The sequence below is a fragment of the Labedaea rhizosphaerae genome (assembly GCF_004362825.1).
Taxonomy (GTDB): domain Bacteria; phylum Actinomycetota; class Actinomycetes; order Mycobacteriales; family Pseudonocardiaceae; genus Labedaea; species Labedaea rhizosphaerae.
The window spans coordinates 1,052,943-1,069,749 of the sequence record NZ_SNXZ01000002.1 but is presented as its reverse complement, the minus strand read 5'-3'; the positions used below and the strand labels follow the sequence as shown (position 1 = coordinate 1,069,749).

16 protein-coding genes are annotated in these 16,807 nt (G+C 70.3%); 7 read left to right on the top strand and 9 right to left on the bottom strand.

Going from position 1 to position 16,807, the window contains the following annotated elements:
• Window positions 1-16: 16 nt before the first annotated feature.
• From EV186_RS14165 to EV186_RS14155, 3 genes are all read right to left on the bottom strand, one after another.
• A complete protein-coding gene (locus EV186_RS14165; RefSeq protein WP_133849675.1) occupies window positions 17-736 on the bottom strand; it encodes a creatininase family protein in 720 nt (239 codons plus the stop codon).
• 163 nt (window positions 737-899) lie between these two features.
• A complete protein-coding gene (locus tag EV186_RS14160; protein ID WP_243754032.1) occupies window positions 900-2,954 on the bottom strand; it encodes an oxidoreductase in 2,055 nt (684 codons plus the stop codon).
• On the bottom strand, window positions 2,954-3,763 hold the full coding sequence (locus EV186_RS14155; RefSeq protein WP_133849674.1) for an LLM class flavin-dependent oxidoreductase: 810 nt from the start codon (window positions 3,761-3,763) through the stop codon (window positions 2,954-2,956). Before EV186_RS14155 ends, EV186_RS14160 begins: the two co-directional genes overlap by 1 nt.
• Window positions 3,764-3,856: 93 nt before the next feature.
• On the opposite strand from EV186_RS14155, the gene EV186_RS14150 reads away from it, so the two are divergent.
• From EV186_RS14150 to EV186_RS14140, 3 genes are read left to right on the top strand one after another with little or no spacing between them, the layout of a single operon-like run.
• Window positions 3,857-4,630, top strand: coding sequence for a PaaX family transcriptional regulator (locus tag EV186_RS14150; protein ID WP_133850248.1), 774 nt, complete (start codon window positions 3,857-3,859; stop codon window positions 4,628-4,630).
• Window positions 4,627-5,424 carry a tryptophan 2,3-dioxygenase gene (locus EV186_RS14145; RefSeq protein ID WP_133849673.1) on the top strand — a complete coding sequence of 266 codons (798 nt, stop codon included), beginning with the start codon at window positions 4,627-4,629 and terminating at the stop codon, window positions 5,422-5,424. The genes EV186_RS14150 and EV186_RS14145 overlap by 4 nt, the downstream gene beginning before the upstream one ends.
• Window positions 5,424-6,581, top strand: coding sequence for a kynureninase/PvdN C-terminal domain-containing protein (locus tag EV186_RS14140; protein ID WP_424982811.1), 1,158 nt, complete (start codon window positions 5,424-5,426; stop codon window positions 6,579-6,581). Before EV186_RS14145 ends, EV186_RS14140 begins: the two co-directional genes overlap by 1 nt.
• Here EV186_RS14140 and EV186_RS14135 read toward each other — a convergent pair.
• Window positions 6,521-7,117 carry a TetR/AcrR family transcriptional regulator gene (locus EV186_RS14135; RefSeq protein WP_133849672.1) on the bottom strand — a complete coding sequence of 199 codons (597 nt, stop codon included), beginning with the start codon at window positions 7,115-7,117 and terminating at the stop codon, window positions 6,521-6,523. The genes EV186_RS14140 and EV186_RS14135 overlap by 61 nt on opposite strands.
• A gap of 77 nt (window positions 7,118-7,194) precedes the next feature.
• Between EV186_RS14135 and EV186_RS14130 the strand changes: the two genes are divergently transcribed.
• The 3 genes from EV186_RS14130 to EV186_RS14120 are packed head-to-tail and all read left to right on the top strand — an operon-like array spanning window position 7,195 to window position 9,669.
• Complete coding sequence (locus EV186_RS14130; RefSeq protein WP_243754030.1) at window positions 7,195-8,115, top strand: oxygenase MpaB family protein; 921 nt, start codon at window positions 7,195-7,197, stop codon at window positions 8,113-8,115.
• 9 nt (window positions 8,116-8,124) lie between these two features.
• On the top strand, window positions 8,125-8,475 hold the full coding sequence (locus EV186_RS14125) for a hypothetical protein (RefSeq protein WP_208115598.1): 351 nt from the start codon (window positions 8,125-8,127) through the stop codon (window positions 8,473-8,475).
• Between the two features lie 9 nt (window positions 8,476-8,484).
• Window positions 8,485-9,669 carry an MFS transporter gene (locus EV186_RS14120; RefSeq protein WP_166659169.1) on the top strand — a complete coding sequence of 395 codons (1,185 nt, stop codon included), beginning with the start codon at window positions 8,485-8,487 and terminating at the stop codon, window positions 9,667-9,669.
• Here the strand turns inward: EV186_RS14120 and EV186_RS14115 are convergent.
• Together EV186_RS14115 and EV186_RS14110 are read right to left on the bottom strand one after the other, a co-directional pair.
• Entirely contained in the window at window positions 9,653-11,506 is a 1,854-nt protein-coding gene (locus tag EV186_RS14115; protein WP_133849669.1) for a hypothetical protein, read from the bottom strand. The genes EV186_RS14120 and EV186_RS14115 overlap by 17 nt on opposite strands.
• A 124-nt stretch (window positions 11,507-11,630) precedes the next feature.
• The gene (locus EV186_RS14110; RefSeq protein ID WP_133849668.1) at window positions 11,631-12,233 is read right to left on the bottom strand and encodes a TetR/AcrR family transcriptional regulator; all 603 of its coding nucleotides are present in this window, start codon (window positions 12,231-12,233) and stop codon (window positions 11,631-11,633) included.
• 74 nt (window positions 12,234-12,307) lie between these two features.
• Here EV186_RS14110 and EV186_RS14105 point away from each other — a divergent pair, with 74 nt between their 5' ends.
• Window positions 12,308-13,312: a hypothetical protein gene (locus tag EV186_RS14105; protein WP_133849667.1), complete on the top strand. Its 1,005-nt coding sequence runs from the start codon at window positions 12,308-12,310 to the stop codon at window positions 13,310-13,312.
• Window positions 13,313-13,316: 4 nt separating this feature from the next.
• On the opposite strand, the gene EV186_RS14100 is transcribed toward EV186_RS14105, so the two are convergent.
• From EV186_RS14100 to EV186_RS14090, 3 genes are read right to left on the bottom strand one after another with little or no spacing between them, the layout of a single operon-like run.
• Complete coding sequence (locus EV186_RS14100) at window positions 13,317-14,333, bottom strand: ABC transporter permease (RefSeq protein WP_133849666.1); 1,017 nt, start codon at window positions 14,331-14,333, stop codon at window positions 13,317-13,319.
• Complete coding sequence (locus EV186_RS14095; RefSeq protein ID WP_133849665.1) at window positions 14,330-15,277, bottom strand: ABC transporter permease; 948 nt, start codon at window positions 15,275-15,277, stop codon at window positions 14,330-14,332. Before EV186_RS14095 ends, EV186_RS14100 begins: the two co-directional genes overlap by 4 nt.
• Entirely contained in the window at window positions 15,274-16,800 is a 1,527-nt protein-coding gene (locus EV186_RS14090) for a sugar ABC transporter ATP-binding protein (RefSeq protein ID WP_243754029.1), read from the bottom strand. Before EV186_RS14090 ends, EV186_RS14095 begins: the two co-directional genes overlap by 4 nt.
• Between the last annotated feature and the right edge of the window lie 7 nt (window positions 16,801-16,807).

The following is a 16,807-nucleotide window of genomic DNA, read 5'->3' as shown; positions in this document are numbered from 1 at the left end:
CGGGTGAGTGGTCCGGTCACTTGGTGGCCTCCTCGCGGATCGCCTCGACCAGCAACTCGGTCAGCACCGCGAACGTGGCGGCGCCCTCGTCCTCCGTGGCGTCGGCGGGCGCGCCGCAGTAGGCGTCCGCCATGCCCATGGACCGGAAGTCCTTGTGCCCAGCGGACATCTGCGCGGGCAGGTCCACCGTGACCGCCGGGAGCCCGGCACGCTCGCCGACCAGCTCGGGTGCGTCGGCCAGCACCAGCGACGTCTCGTAGCGCCCGGCGTGGCAGGAGCCGGTGGCGAACTCACCGCCGATCCGCTGCGCGTTGCGCCGCCGCACCAGGTCGAGGTGCCCGATGCCCAGCTCGTCGGCCACGGCGCGGACCGTGGCCAGGTGCTCGGGCTCGAAGTGGTTGTTCACCAGCACGATCCGCCGCAGGCCCTGGTCGCGCAGGCCGGTGCAGATGTCGGTGAGCATCGCGCGCAGGGCCGCGGCGGAAATGGTGACGGTGCCTGGGAAGGCGGCGGCGTAGGTGGTGACGCCGTAGGGGAGGGTCGGCATGACCAGCACCGGCAGTTCGTTCGCGAGCGCGTCGGCAGCGCGGCGGCACATGCCTTCGGAGATGAGCGTGTCCGTGCCGAGCGGCCCGTGCGGGCCGTGCGCCTCGACCGCACCCAGCGGCAGCAGGACGACGGCCTGGTCGCGCAGTTCGGCCACCGCCGGTGAGGTGAGTTCGTCGAAGCGGGTCATCGCCGCGCCCAGTTCCGTGGGACACGGGGTGCCGGAACGTGGGACACACCCTGTCGGAAGGAGGGACACACGGGGTCGGAAGAGGGGACACACCAGGTTGGAACGTGGGACACGCCCGGTGAGAAGGGGGGACACACCGGGTCGGAAGAGGGGACACGCGGGGTCATGGGGTAGTCCACTCGCGGTCGGGTGGGGCGAGGACGCAGAGATCGGCGCGGGCGGCGGCGATCACCGTGTTCACCTCGTCCAACGTGGTCAGGTAGCCGCCGACCATGGTCGGCACGCCGGCCTCGCTGCGCACCCGGTCGGCGAGCGGGGTGAGGAACCCGCGGCGGTAGTCCGGCATCCCCTCGGGCACCGTCTGCCCGGCGGCGACGTGGATCAGGTCCGCGCCCGCCTGCGCCATCGCGTGCGCCATGGCCACGCCCTCGTCCGGCGTGGTGCCGCGGGCCGACCAGTCGGTGACGCTCAACCGCACCGACAACGGCTTCGACCACGCCTCACGCACCGCGCGCAGCACCTCGAGCGGGTAACGGAGCCGGGCGTCGAGGTCGCCGCCGTAGCAGTCGGCGCGCTTGTTGGTCAGCGGCGAGAGGAACCCGCCGAGCAGGAACCCGTGCGCCATGTCGAGTTCGAGCAGGTCGAAGTCGACGGCCTTGCGGGCCATGGCGACGAACGCGTCCCGGATGCGGACCATGCCTTCGGCGTCCAGTTCGCGCGGCACGGCCGACCGCGGGCCGTAGGGGATCGGCGATGCGGCGACCAGTGGCCACGCCTGCTCAGCGGGCAGCGGCACGTCCACGCCGTGCACGGGTTCGCGTGTGGCGCCGCGGCGTCCGGCGTGGCCGATCCGCAGGCCGACCGCCGCGCCCTGCGCGGACTCCAGCACCGCTGTCCACTTGAGACCATCCGACGGCGTGCGCCGGCCGTCCTCGGTGACCGGCTCGGTACCCACCAGCAGCAGGCCGCCACCGGGGGTGTCCTGCACGATCCGGTTGCGCAGCACGAGCTCGCCGACCCGGAACGGGGTGAAGAGCGGGGGCGGGCACACCGCGGTGGTCGACTCGCCGGCGGTGCCGAACCAGGAGTCGACCGCCCGCACGAACGACGGGTCGCGCACCGACAGGCTGGCGTGCCCGATCCGGCCGCTGCGGGTGAGCAGGTTGAACGCGAAGGGCAGCGGGTCGAGCCCGGTGTGCCTGCTGACCCGTTCGAAGTAGTCGGCGCTGCTCGCCGCGGCCTGCTGGAACCGGTCGATGACCGGCTTGCGTTCCAGCTCGTAGTCGACCAGCGCGGCGCCGAGGTCGGTGTGCCGGTCCACCGCCGCGGCCAGCGCGATCGCGTCCTCCATGGCGAGCTTGGTGCCCGAGCCGATGGTGAAGTGCGCGGTGTGTGCCGAGTCGCCGAGCAGCACCGTGCGGCTCCCGTCCGGGTTGGCGCTGTGCCAGTGCTTGGTGACCAGGCGCGGGAAGTCCAGCCAGAGCGACTTGTTGGACTTGAGCTCGTGGCCGCCCAGTTCGTCGGCGAAGAGGTCGGCGCAGAACGCCATGCTCTGCGCCTCGTCCATCTTGTCCAGGCCCGCGCTTTCCCAGGTGTGCCTGGGGCATTCGACGATGAACGTGCTGGTGTCCTCGTCGAACGGGTAGCCGTGCACCTGGAACAGGCCGTGCTCGGTCTCCTTGAACAGGAACGTGAACGCGTCGAACACCAGGTCGGTGCCGTACCAGACGTACTTGCAACCCTGCGGCGTGATGCGGCCGCCGAACACCTTGTCCTGCGCGCGGCGGATGAGGCTGTTCACCCCGTCGGCGGCCACGACCAGGTCACCATCCAATGTGGACGGATCGGTGACCTCGGTGCCGAACTCCAGGCGCACGCCGACCTCACGGCACCGGCGCTGCGTGATGCCCAGCAGCGTGCGGCGGGCGATCGCGGAGAAGGAGTGGCCACGCGAGCGCAGGGTGCGGTCGCGGTAGCGGATGTCGATGGCGTCCCAGCGCGCGAACGTGTCGGTGATCTCCAGGTAGCTGGCCTGGTCGGCGTCGCGCAGCGCGCCCAGCGTCTCCTCGGAGAACACCACGCCCCAGCCGTAGGTGGCGTCGGCGGGATTGCGCTCCAGCACGGTGATCTCGTGCGCCGGCTGCGCCTTCTTGAGCAGCAACGACAAGTAGAGCCCGGCCGGGCCCGCGCCCAGCACGCTCACCCGCAGCGGCCGCATCAGCCCAGCACCTCGGCGAGCCGGTCCACCTGGTCCACAGAGGACACGGTGGGCAGCAGGATCAGCTCGTCGCAGCCCTCGTTGGCGTAGCCGCGCACGAGGTCCTTCACCGCACGGGGCGTGGTCAGGTTAGCCGCGGCGACGGTCTGCGCGAACGGCCCGGTGAACGCGTAGTAGTCGAGCAGGTAGGCCTCGCCCTTGGCCGTGAGGTCGGCGTCGCCGAGCGCGAAGTAGGCCTGGCCCCACAGTTTGGGCCGACCGGGCCGGCCGAGGTCGTGCCAGGCCGCGCGTGCCTTCGCCGCGGCCGAGGCGAACGCCCGCGCCGGGCCGCCGCCGTGGGCGTACCCGTCGGCGTAACGCGCCATCCGGGAGAACGCGGCCCCGCTGTTGCCGCCGACCAGGATCGGCACGTCCGCGTTCTCGGCCCGCAGGTGCGCGAGCTGCTCGGACAACACGGCACCTCGGGTGCGGTGCTCGACCCCGGCCGCCTCGTAGTCGTCGCGGCGCGCGCCCACGGCCACGCCGAGGGTGAACCGGCCGTCCGACAACGTCTGCACCGACTGCGCCTGCTTGGCGAGCATCGCCGTGCCCCGCACCGGCCCGATCGCGATCATCGTCGCGAGGCCGACCCGCTCGGTGACCGCGGCCGCCGCGGACAACGCGCTGAACGGCTCGACGCTGGCGTAGACCAGCCGGTCCAGCACGCCCAGCGTGCCGAACGGACCCGCGTCGGCGCGCCGCGCCCACTCGGCGATCAACCGCCCGCTCGTGCCCGGCGTGGTGTTCGGCAATCCGATTCCGACCCGCACTCTTCAAGACATTACAACTCACCCGGGTGTGGTGTATAGAGTTGGCTTGTGGAGGACATCCCGCCCCAGGACATCTCGCCTCAGGATCTGGCGATGACCCTGCTCGGCGCCTACGTCCCCGACCGCGAGCAGGCGCTCGTGTGGGCGGGCGGGCTGGTCGCGTTGCTGACCGAGTTCGGCTGCACGCAGAACGCGGCCCGGGTCGCCCTGTCCCGGATGGTGCAGCGTGACCTGCTGGAACGCGAGCGCGACGGCCGATTGGTGCGCTACCGGCTGACCAAGCGCACCCGCGACGCGCTCGCCGAGGGCGACCGGCGGATCTTCCGGTTCGGCGAGCAGCCCGAGTCCGTCGACTGCTGGACCGTCCTGTGGCACGCCATCCCCGACGAGCGCCGGGACGCCCGCAGGCGCCTGGCCGTCCGGCTGCGGTTCCTCGGCTTCGGTTCGGTGCAGGACGGGCTGTGGCTGGCCGCGCGCGACCGCGAGGCCGAGGTCGCCGCCCTGCTGGCCGAGCTGCGGGTCGAGCGGCACGCGGGGCTGCTCACCGGCAAGCCGTCGCGGATAGTCGACGTGCGTGCGGCCGTCGCGCGGGCGTGGGACCTCGACGAACTCGCCGAGCGCTACCGGCGCTTCGTGCACACCTACCGTGGCGTCGAGCCTGCCGTCCTCGACCCGGCGGCGGCGTTCGGCATCCGCACCCGCATGACCCACGAGTTCCGGCAATACCCCTTGCTCGACCCCGAGTTGCCGGCCCGGCTGGTCCCGCCCCCGGCCGCCCGCGCCGACGCGGTGGCCGTGTTCCACGAGCTCTACCCAGCGCTGGCGCCCGCGGCCCAGCGCTACTTCGATGAGGTGATCACGCCATGACCGATCCGTCCGCGCCCCACGAATCACTCACCTACACCTCGTACCTGGCCCTGGACGAGGTGCTGAACGCGCAGCGGCCGCGCTCGGAAGAGCACGACGAGATGCTGTTCATCGTCATCCACCAGGTGTACGAGCTGTGGTTCAAGCAGATGCTGCACGAGCTGACGCACCTGCGCCGCACGCTGGAGGAGGGGCGCACGACGCCGTCGCTGCACACGTTGAAGCGGTCGCTGACCATCCTCAAGGTGGTGGTCGCGCAGATCGACGTGCTGGAAACCATGACCCCGCGCCAGTTCACCAGCTTCCGCGAGCGGCTCGACGCCTCCAGCGGCTTCCAGTCCGCGCAGTTCCGCCGGCTGGAGGCGGCGCTCGGCCGCCGCGACGAGCGCGTGTTCCAGCACTACCCCGAGGGCGCCGCGCGCGACGCGATCGCCGCGGCCATGGCACAACCGTCGCTGTTCGACGCGTTCCTGCGCTACCTGGCCGAGCACAAGTACCCGGTGCCGGTCGAGGCGCTGGAGCGCGACGTGACCAAGCCGGTCGAGCCGAACAAGGTCGTGCAGGACGTGTTGCTGCAGGTCTACCTGGACGACGGCGGGCCGGCGCAGGTCTGCGAGCGCCTGGTCGACCTCGACGAGGGCCTGCAGGAGTGGCGTTACCGGCACGTGAAGATGGTCGAGCGGGTCATCGGCGACAAGGCGGGCACCGGTGGCTCGTCCGGCGCCACCTACCTGCGTGGCACGTTGTTCAACCCCTATTTCCCCGATCTCTGGGCCGTCAGGAGCCGGTTGTGATCCCTGCATCTTCGTTGGCCGCGCACTACTCCAGGTTCCGGGTGGGGGAGCGGTTGCTGCTCACCGGGCACTCGCACCAGGCGTGGCCCGACGTCGCGCTCGAGGGTCAGGTCGAGGCGTTCGAGGACGCTTCCCGTGCGGTGGACGAGAAGTGGTCGCTGGCCTTCGCCAAAGCCGATCGTGTGCGTGCCGGGTTCCGGTCGTGGCTGGCCGACGACGGCGCGATGGCGTTGGGCGCCAACACCCATGAGCTGGTGCTGCGCATGCTGTCCGCTGTGGACCTGCGGGCGCGGCCGCGGCTGGTCACCACCGACGGTGAGTTCCACACGCTGCGCCGCCAGCTGACCCGGCTGGAAGAGGCGGGGGTCGAGGTCGTGCGCGTGGCGGCTTCACCCGCGGACACCCTGGCCGGGCGGGTCGCGTCCGTTGTGGACTCCCGGACCGCCGCCGTGCTGGTTTCCGCGGTGCTGTTCGAGACCAGCCGTATCGTGCCCGGGCTCGCCGAGGTGGCTTCGACCTGCGCCTTGCACGGCGCCGAGTTCGTCGTGGACGTCTACCACGCGCTCGGCGTCATGGAATTCCCCTTGGCCGCTCACGGTTTGACCGATGCCTGGGTGGTCGGCGGCGGCTACAAGTACCTGCAGCTGGGGGAGGGCAACTGCTTCCTGCGCTTGCCCGCGCACGCCGACACCCTGCGTCCGGTGATCACCGGCTGGTACGCGGAGTTCGGCGCCCTGGCCGCCCCGCCCCAGCCCGGTCAGGTCGCCTACGGCACCGGCGGCGACCGCTTCGCCGGTTCCACCTACGACCCGACGAGCCACTACCGGGCGGCCCGCGTGTTCGACTTCTTCGCCGCCCAGGGCATGACCCCGGCCGCGCTGCGTGAACGCTACCTCGCGCAGACTTCCTTGCTGGCCAACGAGATCGCGGCCCTCGGCCTCGACGTGGCCACCGATCGCGCGAACTTCGGCGGGTTCGTCTCGGTGCGCACCCCGGACGCCGGTCGATTCCAGGAAGCGCTGGCCCAGCGTGGAGTCCTCACCGACGCCCGCGGCCCGCACCTGCGTTTCGGCGTCGCGCCCTACCTGACCGACGATCAACTGCGGTCGGCGGTGGCCGAGTTGGCGAGCATCGCCACGCAGAAGTCGGTGAGCTGAGCGCGGGTCGCGGGCAGGGAGCCGTCCAGCCAGCGGGTGAAGAGGTGGGTCAGCGCGCCCAGCAGCGCGGTGGCGGTGAGCTGCGCGCGCACCGGGTCCGTCGTGGGCAGCTGGCTGCCGATCAGGGCTTCGAACAGGCGCATGGCGTCGCCCGCGTGGGCGCTCAAGACGGGGTCGGTGAGCGGTTCGAGCAGCAGGATCCGGCCCCGGCGGGGGTCGTCGGTCAGCACGCCGAGGAAGGCGTCGACGGCGGCGCGGGCCAGATCCGGGGGTGGCGCTTGGATCGCGACGGCCGCGCGCAGGGCGGTCGCGGCCAGTTCGGCCACCTCGTCGAAGACGGCCGTGATCAGCTCTTCGCGGCCGGCGAAGCTCTCGTAGAAGTAGCGGTCGGTCAGCTTGGCCGCGCGGCACACCGAGCGCACGGTCACCGCCGCGGTGCCCTTGGTGCCCAACAGTTCGGTGCCGACGTCGAGCAGCGTGCGGCGGCGGTGGGCCTTGCGATCGGCCATCGTCGTGCCGCCGTACGTGCGTGCCATGCTCCCTGCCCTGATTGACGACGGGTGTCGTCACACCATACTCTGAGGACAGCCGTCATCAGATGTTGGGAGGGCGCGTGGCACCGCTCGGGCCGGACTCGATCACCTGGAAGTACTTCGGCGACTGGCGCACGCTGCTCCTCGCGCTCTGGGCCGGCTCCATGCAGAACATGCACCCGCAGCTCGGCGCCGGGGTCGAGGAGCACTCCAAGTTCTTCGAGGAGCGCTGGCAGCGCCTGTACCGCTCGCTCTACCCGATCGGCGGCGTGGTGTACGACGGCCCGCGCGCCGAGCAGACCGCGCACGAGATCCGCGGCTACCACAACGCGATCAAGGGCGTGGACAGCAAGGGGCGGCCGTACCACGCGCTCAACCCGGAGACGTTCTACTGGGCGCACGCGACGTTCCTGATGCTGCCGGTGCTCGTCGCGGAGTACTTCGACGAGCCGATGTCCACAACGGACAAAGAGCGCTATTACGCGGAAACCGTTGAGTGGTACGGGTTGTACGGCGTGAGCACGCGACCGGTGCCGCCGGACTGGGCCGCCTTCGAACGCTACTTCGACCGGATGTGCCGCGACGTCCTGGAGGACAACAAGGCGACGCGGGACGTCCTCGACCTCGGCGACCTGCCGCGGCCGCCGACGCTGCGCTGGGTGCCGATGCCGGTGTGGCGGCTGGTGCGGGTGCCGATCGCGCGGGGGTTCGTGTGGCTGACCGTCGGGCTCTACCCGCCGCCCGTGCGGGAACTGCTCGGGTTCACGTGGTCACGCCGCGACGAGTGGCTGCTGCGACGATTCGGTCGCCTGGTCCGGTTCGCCTGGCGGTTCGTGCCGTTCGACCGGCGGTTCCACCCACGGGCCCGGGCCGGCTGGCACCGCGAGAAGTCCGGTGTGGACACTCGGGTGGAGACACCAGCCCGCAACCTGCCGCCACGAGACCGCTGGTCCGACCCGAGCCACTACATTCCGGCTGAGTTTCGGGGCCGGGCTGGGTAACCTGTCGGCATGTGCCGGTACGGGATGAGCCACTACAAGATGCACTACGTGTGCCTGCCCTGTCGCGTGTCGGCCAAGTACGAGTGGCTGCCGACCCGTGAGCACCGCTGCCCGCGCTGTGGTGCGCCGATGATCACCGCCGGCTTCGACTTCGCCGCGCCACCGAAGCGGGACGAGTCGGGGTGGCGGGCGTTGGAAGCGACGCTGAACGCCGGGATCAAGTTCCTCACCTGCGGATGCAGCGGCCCCGGCTACCGGCCGCGAACCTCGGCGCAGGTGCGCGAGCGGCGCGCGGCGGCCGAACGGTTGGGGATCCCGGAGGAAGCCGCGTTGACCCGCGCCGAGCCGTGGGACAGCTGAGAAGCGTTGGTGGGGGCCAAAACAAGGCTCGTCGGTGCGGCGGGCGTGTCGCAGGTGGGCAACTGGCTCACCTTCACGGGCCTCCTGCAATACCTGCAGAACACCTTCGGTTCGTCGGCCACGATCGGCGCGTTTCTGGTCCAGGCGGCGCCGCCGCTGCTGCTCGCCCGGTGGGCGACGGCGCGCATGGCCGGGTTCCGCACCCGGTTCGCGTGGTTGGCGGTGCAACTGCCGTTGGCGGCGTTGTCCTTGGCGTTGCTGGCCCGCGGCTGGGGCCTGGTCTACGTGCTCTGCCTGCTCGGCGTGACATCGTTGTTCCGCACCATCGGCAACACCCTGTTCATGTCCGTCGCCACCGACTGGACGCCTGAGGGCAGGCGCAGTTCGACGTTCACGGCCATCGGCTCGGTCGGCTCGATCACGCTGGCGATCAGCCCCGCGTTCGGCGGCGTCATCGGCGGCGTGCTCGGCTTCTCGGCCCTGTTCGTCATCGACGCGGTGACGTTCGTGGTCGCGGCGCTGGTGCTGGCTCGCGCACCGCGCGAGGCACCCGACGGCCGGATCGCTACCGGCGGGCCGACCCGCCTGGTCGGTCGCCCCCGCGGTGTGGCGGGACGGTTCGTCCCCGGCCTGCGGCTGTGGGTGTGGTTCGGCGTCGTCGGCGCGGCGGTGAACGCCGTGGAGCTCCCCGTCTTCGCCGACGTGCACCACTTCGGCGTCACGGGTTTCGGTGTGGCGCTGACGTGTTACGGCACCGGTGGCTTGGTGGCGTTCCTGCTTTCCTTGGTACGCAAGGACCTTGCCGTGCGCCTGGACGTCCTCGCCCTGATCTACGCGGTCGCCTTGGCCGCGTGGGTGTACGCCGGTCACGCCGGCGCTTTCGCCGGCTTCGCAGTCGCCGGCCTGACGTACGGCTTGTACTCCGGCCGGCTCCGCGCACGGGTGGCCGGTGCCGCCGAAGATGAAGTGTCCACAACGGACATCTGGGCGTGGGCGAACCAGACCACCCAACTGGTGAACCTCATCGTCTACGCGACGGGTGCGCTGCTGTTCGCCGCCGGCGTGCCGGTCCTGGCGTGCGCCGCCCTCACCCTGGCCTGCGCCGTAGTGGTCGTCGTCCTGTCGTACACGGCTCGCCGGAAAGACACTCCTGTTGATCTGGCGAGTGGGCCGAGACCTACTCGCTGCCGATGACGGTCAGGTCGTCCCACAACGAGATGACAGCTTTGCGGGCGCTTCGCAGCAAACCATCCAGCAGCGTGAGACTGCGCGACTCTCGCGTCGGAGTTCCGTCTTCGGCCGCCTTCCGCGCCGCGTCGTGCACGGAACGCAGCAGGTGCGGCTGCACGATCACGACTCGGGTCTTGTTGCGCGTGGTCCGATCGCGCAGAGCCCTGACGAACTCGGACAAGTCCGTGACGCGCGTGCCGTTCCGCCAGGCAGCCGGTTGGGCGATGCGGTGCACCGTGAACCGGTCAACAAGCGAATCTGTGGTGAGTGATCGGAGGTTCTTCACCGCTTGACCCACTACCTCTTGGTACGCGGTCACGGACACATGACGTGCAGGCGACCCGCTGTGTGCTCCCTTGACGTGGATGGCGGTCAGCGTGCCACCGTCGAGGTGCAGGAAGTCGGCTACCTCGCCGGCGCCGTCGTCGCAGACGAGCCACCCTGTGGAGTACTGCTCGACGACCCATGAGAACAGTGAGAGGTCTCCGGGTCGAGCGATGGCGCCATGAATTGCTTGGTCACCGTGCACGAGAGGCTTCTCTCGGGTGACGAGGTGCAGGCCGAAGTCCGCGAACTCCAGGTTCGCGAACGGAGGTGCCGTCTGGTTCTGGCAATTGATCTGGTGTTCGTCGAACGTGTGGCCAGACTCGTAGTAGACCCTCACCAAGTCGCCGTCGCCAATGGCATCCCGGATCCGCCGAGCGTGCTTCTCGCTCGACGGAACCTCGGCGAATCGCACGTCCAGGTCGAACCCGTCGCCGCGCGGGACCGGCTTGATCGACAGCTTCCCGACTTCGGCGCCGTCGTGGCCGACGACGGCCGTGAATGCAGCGGATTCGGGGTGCCCGACAACCTCGAGGATGGAGTTTCGCAACAGGTGGGCTCGCGCCTCCAGGTCACCGTCGGGGTCAGGCATGTCGAAGAGCTCGTCCGGCTCGGCAATGCTGATGTCGTAGGCGCCACGCACGTTGCACAAGTCGATCTCGGGAATCGCGAGCTGGGGGAACAGCTCGTCCTGCGGCTCGGCGACGAGCGCCTTGTCGAGAAGGTCGACCGTCTCGGTGGTCGCGGCGAGAAAGGTCGGCATGTCGACCCGGACCTTCCAGTAGATGCGCGACCGTTGCGGCGACACGGTCAACCTGCCGCGCACGATCGCGCCGTCGTCGGTGGGCACGTAGTCGATCGCGGCGGCGCTCATCGCGAAGCTCGCGTCCTCGTCGTCGTCAAGCACCTCCTGCACGCGCATGCCGACGAGTGTCTTGCTGTCGGCCTTGGTGAAGCGACGACGGTGCACACCGCGCAGCCACACGGTTCTGCCGTTTCCTTGGAACGTGCTTCTGAGAACGGCGCTGGGCAGGTATCTGTAGAGCCTGTTGAACCTTCGCAACCACTTCCGCAACGCTTCGTCGCTCACCGGCGTGTGCACCACCACGAACCGTCCGCGCCGGATAGCCAGGGTCAGTTGATTGACCACGTCGATGGGTTCGGTGCGTTCGCCCGACCAGTTCGGTGTCGCGCGGCGCTCTCGGATCGAGGCGAACAGGTCGTCGAATCCGAGGTCGAGCATCGAGGCGATCTCGTCGACCTGGTCGGACCCGGTGAGCACGACCTCGGCGAGACAGCGAACCGACTGCGCCCGGCCCTTCGCCGCCAAGTTGGTCCGAAGGAACTCGACGAGTGATCGGAACGCGGCGGCCGGATCCGCATCCGGATGGCTACACAGGACACACACCGAGAAGGTCGGTGTCAGGTCCGCCAGGCCATCCAATCGGGACACGGTCCCGTCGTCGATCGTCTCCATCGTCCGCTGTCCTCCCCGACGCCATCGGCAGCGCCAAAGGCAGCGTGAAGCGAGACGATGCATGAGACGTGCACCAGAGATGGACCGGCAGGTCGTGGAGCGGTCGAGAAGGGACGGTCGCCTGCTAGGCCGGCTTCTCAGCTGCGGTGAGGGCGGGAGCCAGGGGAGCGAGCGCGGCCCGCAGGGGTTCCTCCAGCGGCCCAGGTGGCACGACCAACGCGCCGACCTTCTGTGCCTGGCCGAGCCATTGCTGCAACCCCACCCGCACGGCGGCGGCCACGCATGCCGCCAACACCGTTGCCGTCGAGGTGTCGTCGATCCGTGCCGCGATGGCGTCGGCCAGGGGGCCTTCCAGGGACTCGGCCGAGTCGGCGTAGGCGGCGCGCAGGGACGGGTGAGTGGTGATCAGCAGGAGGGTGTCCCGCCCGCGTTCGCCGGGGTTGTGGTGCTCGGCCACCACGGCCTCGACCACAGCGGACGCCAGCGGCGCGGACGAAGCAGCGACGGCGGCGGCGATGCGGGACTCGCGTTCGGCGGTGACCGCGGCGACTATCGCGTGGTCGCGGCCGGCGAAGTAGTTGTTGTACGTCCTCGGCGAAACGCCTGCCGCCTCGGCGATGTCGTCGACGCGGACGTTGTCCGGGCCGCGTTCCAGGGCCAGGCGCAGGGCGGCCTCCCGCAATGCCTCCCGGGTCGCCTGCTTCTTCCGCTCGCGTAGGCCCGTCACGGCGACAGCATCCCAAATAACATGCGCTCACGCAAACTTGCGTGCACGCAAGTTTCGTGGTTAGCCTGGAATGCATGAGAGCAAAGGGCATGACCTACGACACCGGGTTCGTTCGCCACGGCGACATCTCGCGCAAGCACTTCGATCCCGGCGTCGTCCGGCGGGAGTTGACGGTCATCCGCGACGAGCTGCACTGCAACGCCGTTCAGCTCATCGGCGGCGACCCGGAGCGGCTGGAGTTCGCGGCGGGGGTGGCGGCCGAGCTCGGGCTCGAGGTCTGGTTCTCGCCGTACCCGCTCGAACTGAGCCCCGACGAGATCCTCGAGCTGTTCGCCGACTGCGCGCACCGCGCCGAGCGCGTGCGGCGCACTGGTGCCGAGGTGGTCTTCGTCGCCGGTGTCGAGATGACCTTGATGAACCCCGGCTACCTACCGGGCGACCACGTCGGCGACCGGGTCGCGCGGCTGCTGGGTGCCGAGCAGCCGCGGAAGGTCGAGCTGATCACCACGTCGAGCCGCGCGCTCAACGAGTTCCTCGGCAAGGCCGTCGCCGCGATCCGCGAGCGGTTCGGTGGCAAGGTCACCTACTGCGCCGTGCCGCTGGAGCGGGTCGACTGGTCGGTGTTCGACTTCGTCGCCGTCGAGCTCATCCGGTCGGCGGCGGTCGCGGACCAGTTCGAGCAGGGCGTGCGAACGCTTGTGGCGCAAGGCAAGCCGGTCGCGATCACCGGGTTCGGCTCGGCCGCCTGGAAGGGCGCGCCGGACGTCGCGCCCACCGCGATGGACATCGTCGAGAACGACGAGAACGGGGTACCGCTCCGGCTCGACGGGGTGTACGAACGCGATGAGGACGGCCAAGCCCGGTACCTGCGCGAGGTGCTGGACGTCTTCGACCGCGAGGGCGTCGACGCGACCTTCGTCTTCATGTTCGCGCTGGAGAACTACCCGCACCGACCGGGTGGCGACCCGCGCGACGACCTCGACCTGGCCAGCCCGAGCATCGTCCGGGTGGGCGAGGACGGCCACAGCTGGGAACCGAAGGCCGCCTTCCACGCCGTCGCTGCCTCCTATCTAAAATAGCTGTCTATCTGGACTGACCGCGGCGCACCCGGGACAGGACGGTCTGGACCACCACGACGACGATCAGCACGCCGCCGCTGACCACCTGCTGCATGTTCGCGTTCACCGACCCGGACTGGTTGATCAGGTCCTGGATCACGTACAGGAGCGCCACGCCGGCGAGTGTGCCTGTCACCCCGCCGCGGCCACCGGTCAGCACGGTCCCGCCGATCACCACGGCGGCGATCGCGTTGAGCTCCAGCCCGACGCCCACCACCGTCACGCCGGACCCGAGCTGGGCGGCGGCGAGGATCCCGGCCAGTCCGGCGCCGAGCCCGGACAGCACGTAGGTGAGCACCTTGGTCCGGACCACCGGGATGCCCATCAGCGCCGAGGAGTCCTCGTTGCCGCCCAACGCGAACAGCCGCATGCCGTAGCGGGTGCGTTGCAGGACAAAGCCGCCGACGAGGAACAACAGCACGACGATGAGCACCGGCACGCCGATGCCGAGCACCTTGCCGGACCCGAGCCAGCGCACGGGGGAGTCCCCGGGCATCAGGTAGGTCGACGCGCCCTCGTCGGTGATGAACTGCAGCAGCCCCCGGGCGAAGAGCAACCCGCCCAGCGTCACGATGAACGGCGCCATCCCGAACCGTCCGATCAGGACACCTTGGGCCAGCCCGATCACCGCACTCACCGCGAGCGGCAACAGCAACGCGGGCACCAGGCCCCACTGCGACGCGTACGCCGCGAGCACGCCGGCGAGCGCGTACACCGAGCCGACCGAGAGGTCGATGCCGCCGGAGACGATCACCAGCGTCATGCCCAGCGTCACCACGGCCAGGAACGACGCCTGCACGGCCAGGTTGCCCAGGTTGTAGAAGGTCAGGAACGTGTCGAACGCGATCCCGCCCGCCACGAGCAGGATCACCAGCACGACCAGGGCGCCGTGCCGTTGGGCCAGGGCGGCCAGGGTGGCACCCCGGCTCGGCCGGGCGCCGGTGGCGGCCGAGGTGTCCACAAAAGACTCCGTCATCGTCATCGCGCTGCCCGCCGTTGCAAGAGGACCGCGGCCACGATGATCGCGGCCTGCACCATCTGCGACACCGAAACCGGAACGTCGTTCTTGATCAGGGTCGCCGTGATCAGCTGCATCAGCAGCGCGCCGCCGACCGTGCCGATCACTCGCACCCGGCCACCGGAGAGCGGCGTGCCGCCGACCACCACCGCGGTGATCGCGGAGAGCTCGATCAGCTCACCCAGCTTGGACGGGTCGCTCGCGGTCAGCCGGGCCGTGCCGAGGATGCCGGCGATCGCGGCCAGCAGGCCGGACAACACGTAGACCACCAGCAGGACCCGTTTGACCGGCAGGGCCGCGAACTCCGCCGCCCGCCGGTTGCCGCCGATCGCCACCAGTTGCCGGCCGAACGTGGTCTTGCCGACCAGCAACGCCACCAGCGCGACGAGCACCACCGCGACCAGCACCGTGTACGGGATGCCGGCGACCGAGCCGTCGCCGAGAGCGAGGATCGTGGGGTTGAAGATGTCCTTGAGCTGGCCGTCGGAGATCACCAGGGCCAGCCCGCGCCCGCCGACGAGCAACGCGAGCGTCGCCACGATCGGCTGCACGCCCACCACCGCGACCAGCGTTCCGCTCAGCAGCCCGGCCACCGCACCGGCGAGCAGGCACAGCAAGATCGCCGGGAACGCGCCGTAACCCAGGTACAGCGGGAGGATCGCGGCGCTGACCGCCATCACCGACCCGACCGACAGGTCGATGCCCTCGGTGCCGATCACCAGCGCCATGCCCAGCGCCACGATCAGCACGGGCACCACCTGCACGGCCTGGGTGCGCAGGTTGTCCGCGGCCAGGAAGTTCGGCGTGATGATCAGATTGATGATGACCAGGACCACCAGTGCGGCGTAGACGCCGTAGTCGCGGGTGAGCGCGAGCAGGTTGTCCCTGCGCAAGGCCACGGTCGTCACGAGCCCACCTCCTCGGCGGCGTCGGCGGCGATCTCGGCGAGCACCGCGTCGACGCTCACCTCGTCGCCGCGCAGTTGCGAGATCGACTTGCCGTCCCGCAGCACCACCACCCGATCGGCGCCCTCGACGAGTTCCTCGAGGTCGCTGGACACCATCACGATGCCGAGCCCCTGGTCGGCGAGCTCGTCCACCAACTGCTGCACCTGCGCTTTCACGCCGACGTCGATGCCCCGGGTCGGCTCGTCGAGCAGCAGGACCTTGGGGCTCATCGCGAGCCAGCGGGCCAGCATGACCTTCTGCTGGTTGCCGCCGGAGAGCTCGCTGACCCGCTGGTCCGGGCTGGATGCCTTGATCTGCAAGCGTTCCATGAACGTGCGGACCACCGCGTCCTGCTTCGCGCGGGACACGACACCGAGGCGCGAGAGGCGGGGGAGGGCGGCCAGCACGATGTTCTCCCGCACGGAGAGGTTCGGCACCAGTCCCTCGACCTTGCGGTCCTCGGGCACCAGCACGATCCCGGCCCTGATCGCGGCCGCCGCCGAGCCCGGCCGCACCGGCTGGCCGTTCACCTCGACCGCACCGGAATCCAGGCGCTGCAACCCGGCCAGTGCCTGCACGGTCTCGCTGCGGCCCGAGCCGAGCAGGCCGCCGAGGCCGACGACCTCGCCGGGCCGGACCTCCAGGTCCACGCCGTCGAGCACGGTCGAGCGGCGCAGTTCGTGCGCCGCGAGCACGGGTTCGTCCTCGGTCTCGTGTTCGCCGCTGAACGCGGTGCTGCCCTCGCGGCGCACCTCGGCGATGTCGCGGCCGAGCATCGTCGCGATCAGCCGGACCCGGTCGAGCTCGGCCAGCGGTCCGGTGTGGACGACCGCGCCGTCGCGCAGCACGGTCACCACGTCGCACACTCGGTACAGCTCGTCCATGCGGTGGCTCACGTAGACCACGGCCACGTCGCGCTCGGCCAGCGTGCGCACCAGCGCGAGCAGCGTGTCGACCTCACGGGGCTCCAGCGAGGACGTCGGCTCGTCCATGATCACCACGCGTGCGTCGCTGTGCAGCGCGCGGGCCACGGCGATCATCTGCTGCACGCCGAGTCCCAGCGTGCGCAGCTCCCGCGCCGGGTCCACGTCGATACCGAGTTCGGCCAGGAGCTTCGCGGCCGACTTGCGCATCGCCGGGAAGTCGATCATGCCGAACCGGCGCGGTTCGCGGCCGAGGAACAGGTTGCTGGCCACGGACATCGAGCCCACCAGCGCCACTTCCTGGTACACGGTCGCGATCCCCGCAGCCTGCGCGTCGGGCGGGCCGGCGAAGCGCACCGGCGCACCTTGGTAACGCAGCTCGCCGGCGTCCGGTTGGTACACGCCGGTCAGCACCTTGATCAGGGTGGACTTCCCGGCGCCGTTCTCCCCGACCAGCGCATGCACCTCGCCGGGGCGGACGGTGAGGTCCACCCCGGCGAGGGCACGCACTCCGGCGAACCGCTTCTCGACCCCCAGTGCCTCCAGCACGGGTTCGGTCACGGCCACT

Bases quoted from the DNA above. Each gene is read 5' to 3' on its own strand.
- EV186_RS14165 (WP_133849675.1), bottom strand. From the start codon at position 736: ATGACCCGCTTCGACGAACTCACCTCACCGGCGGTGGCCGAACTGCGC.
- EV186_RS14160 (WP_243754032.1), bottom strand. From the start codon at position 2,954: ATGCGGCCGCTGCGGGTGAGCGTGCTGGGCGCGGGCCCGGCCGGGCTC.
- EV186_RS14150 (WP_133850248.1), top strand. From the start codon at position 3,857: ATGACCCTGCTCGGCGCCTACGTCCCCGACCGCGAGCAGGCGCTCGTG.
- EV186_RS14145 (WP_133849673.1), top strand. From the start codon at position 4,627: ATGACCGATCCGTCCGCGCCCCACGAATCACTCACCTACACCTCGTAC.
- EV186_RS14135 (WP_133849672.1), bottom strand. From the start codon at position 7,117: ATGGCACGCACGTACGGCGGCACGACGATGGCCGATCGCAAGGCCCAC.
- EV186_RS14125 (WP_208115598.1), top strand. From the start codon at position 8,125: ATGTGCCGGTACGGGATGAGCCACTACAAGATGCACTACGTGTGCCTG.
- EV186_RS14115 (WP_133849669.1), bottom strand. From the start codon at position 11,506: ATGGAGACGATCGACGACGGGACCGTGTCCCGATTGGATGGCCTGGCG.
- EV186_RS14105 (WP_133849667.1), top strand. From the start codon at position 12,308: ATGAGAGCAAAGGGCATGACCTACGACACCGGGTTCGTTCGCCACGGC.
- EV186_RS14100 (WP_133849666.1), bottom strand. From the start codon at position 14,333: ATGACGATGACGGAGTCTTTTGTGGACACCTCGGCCGCCACCGGCGCC.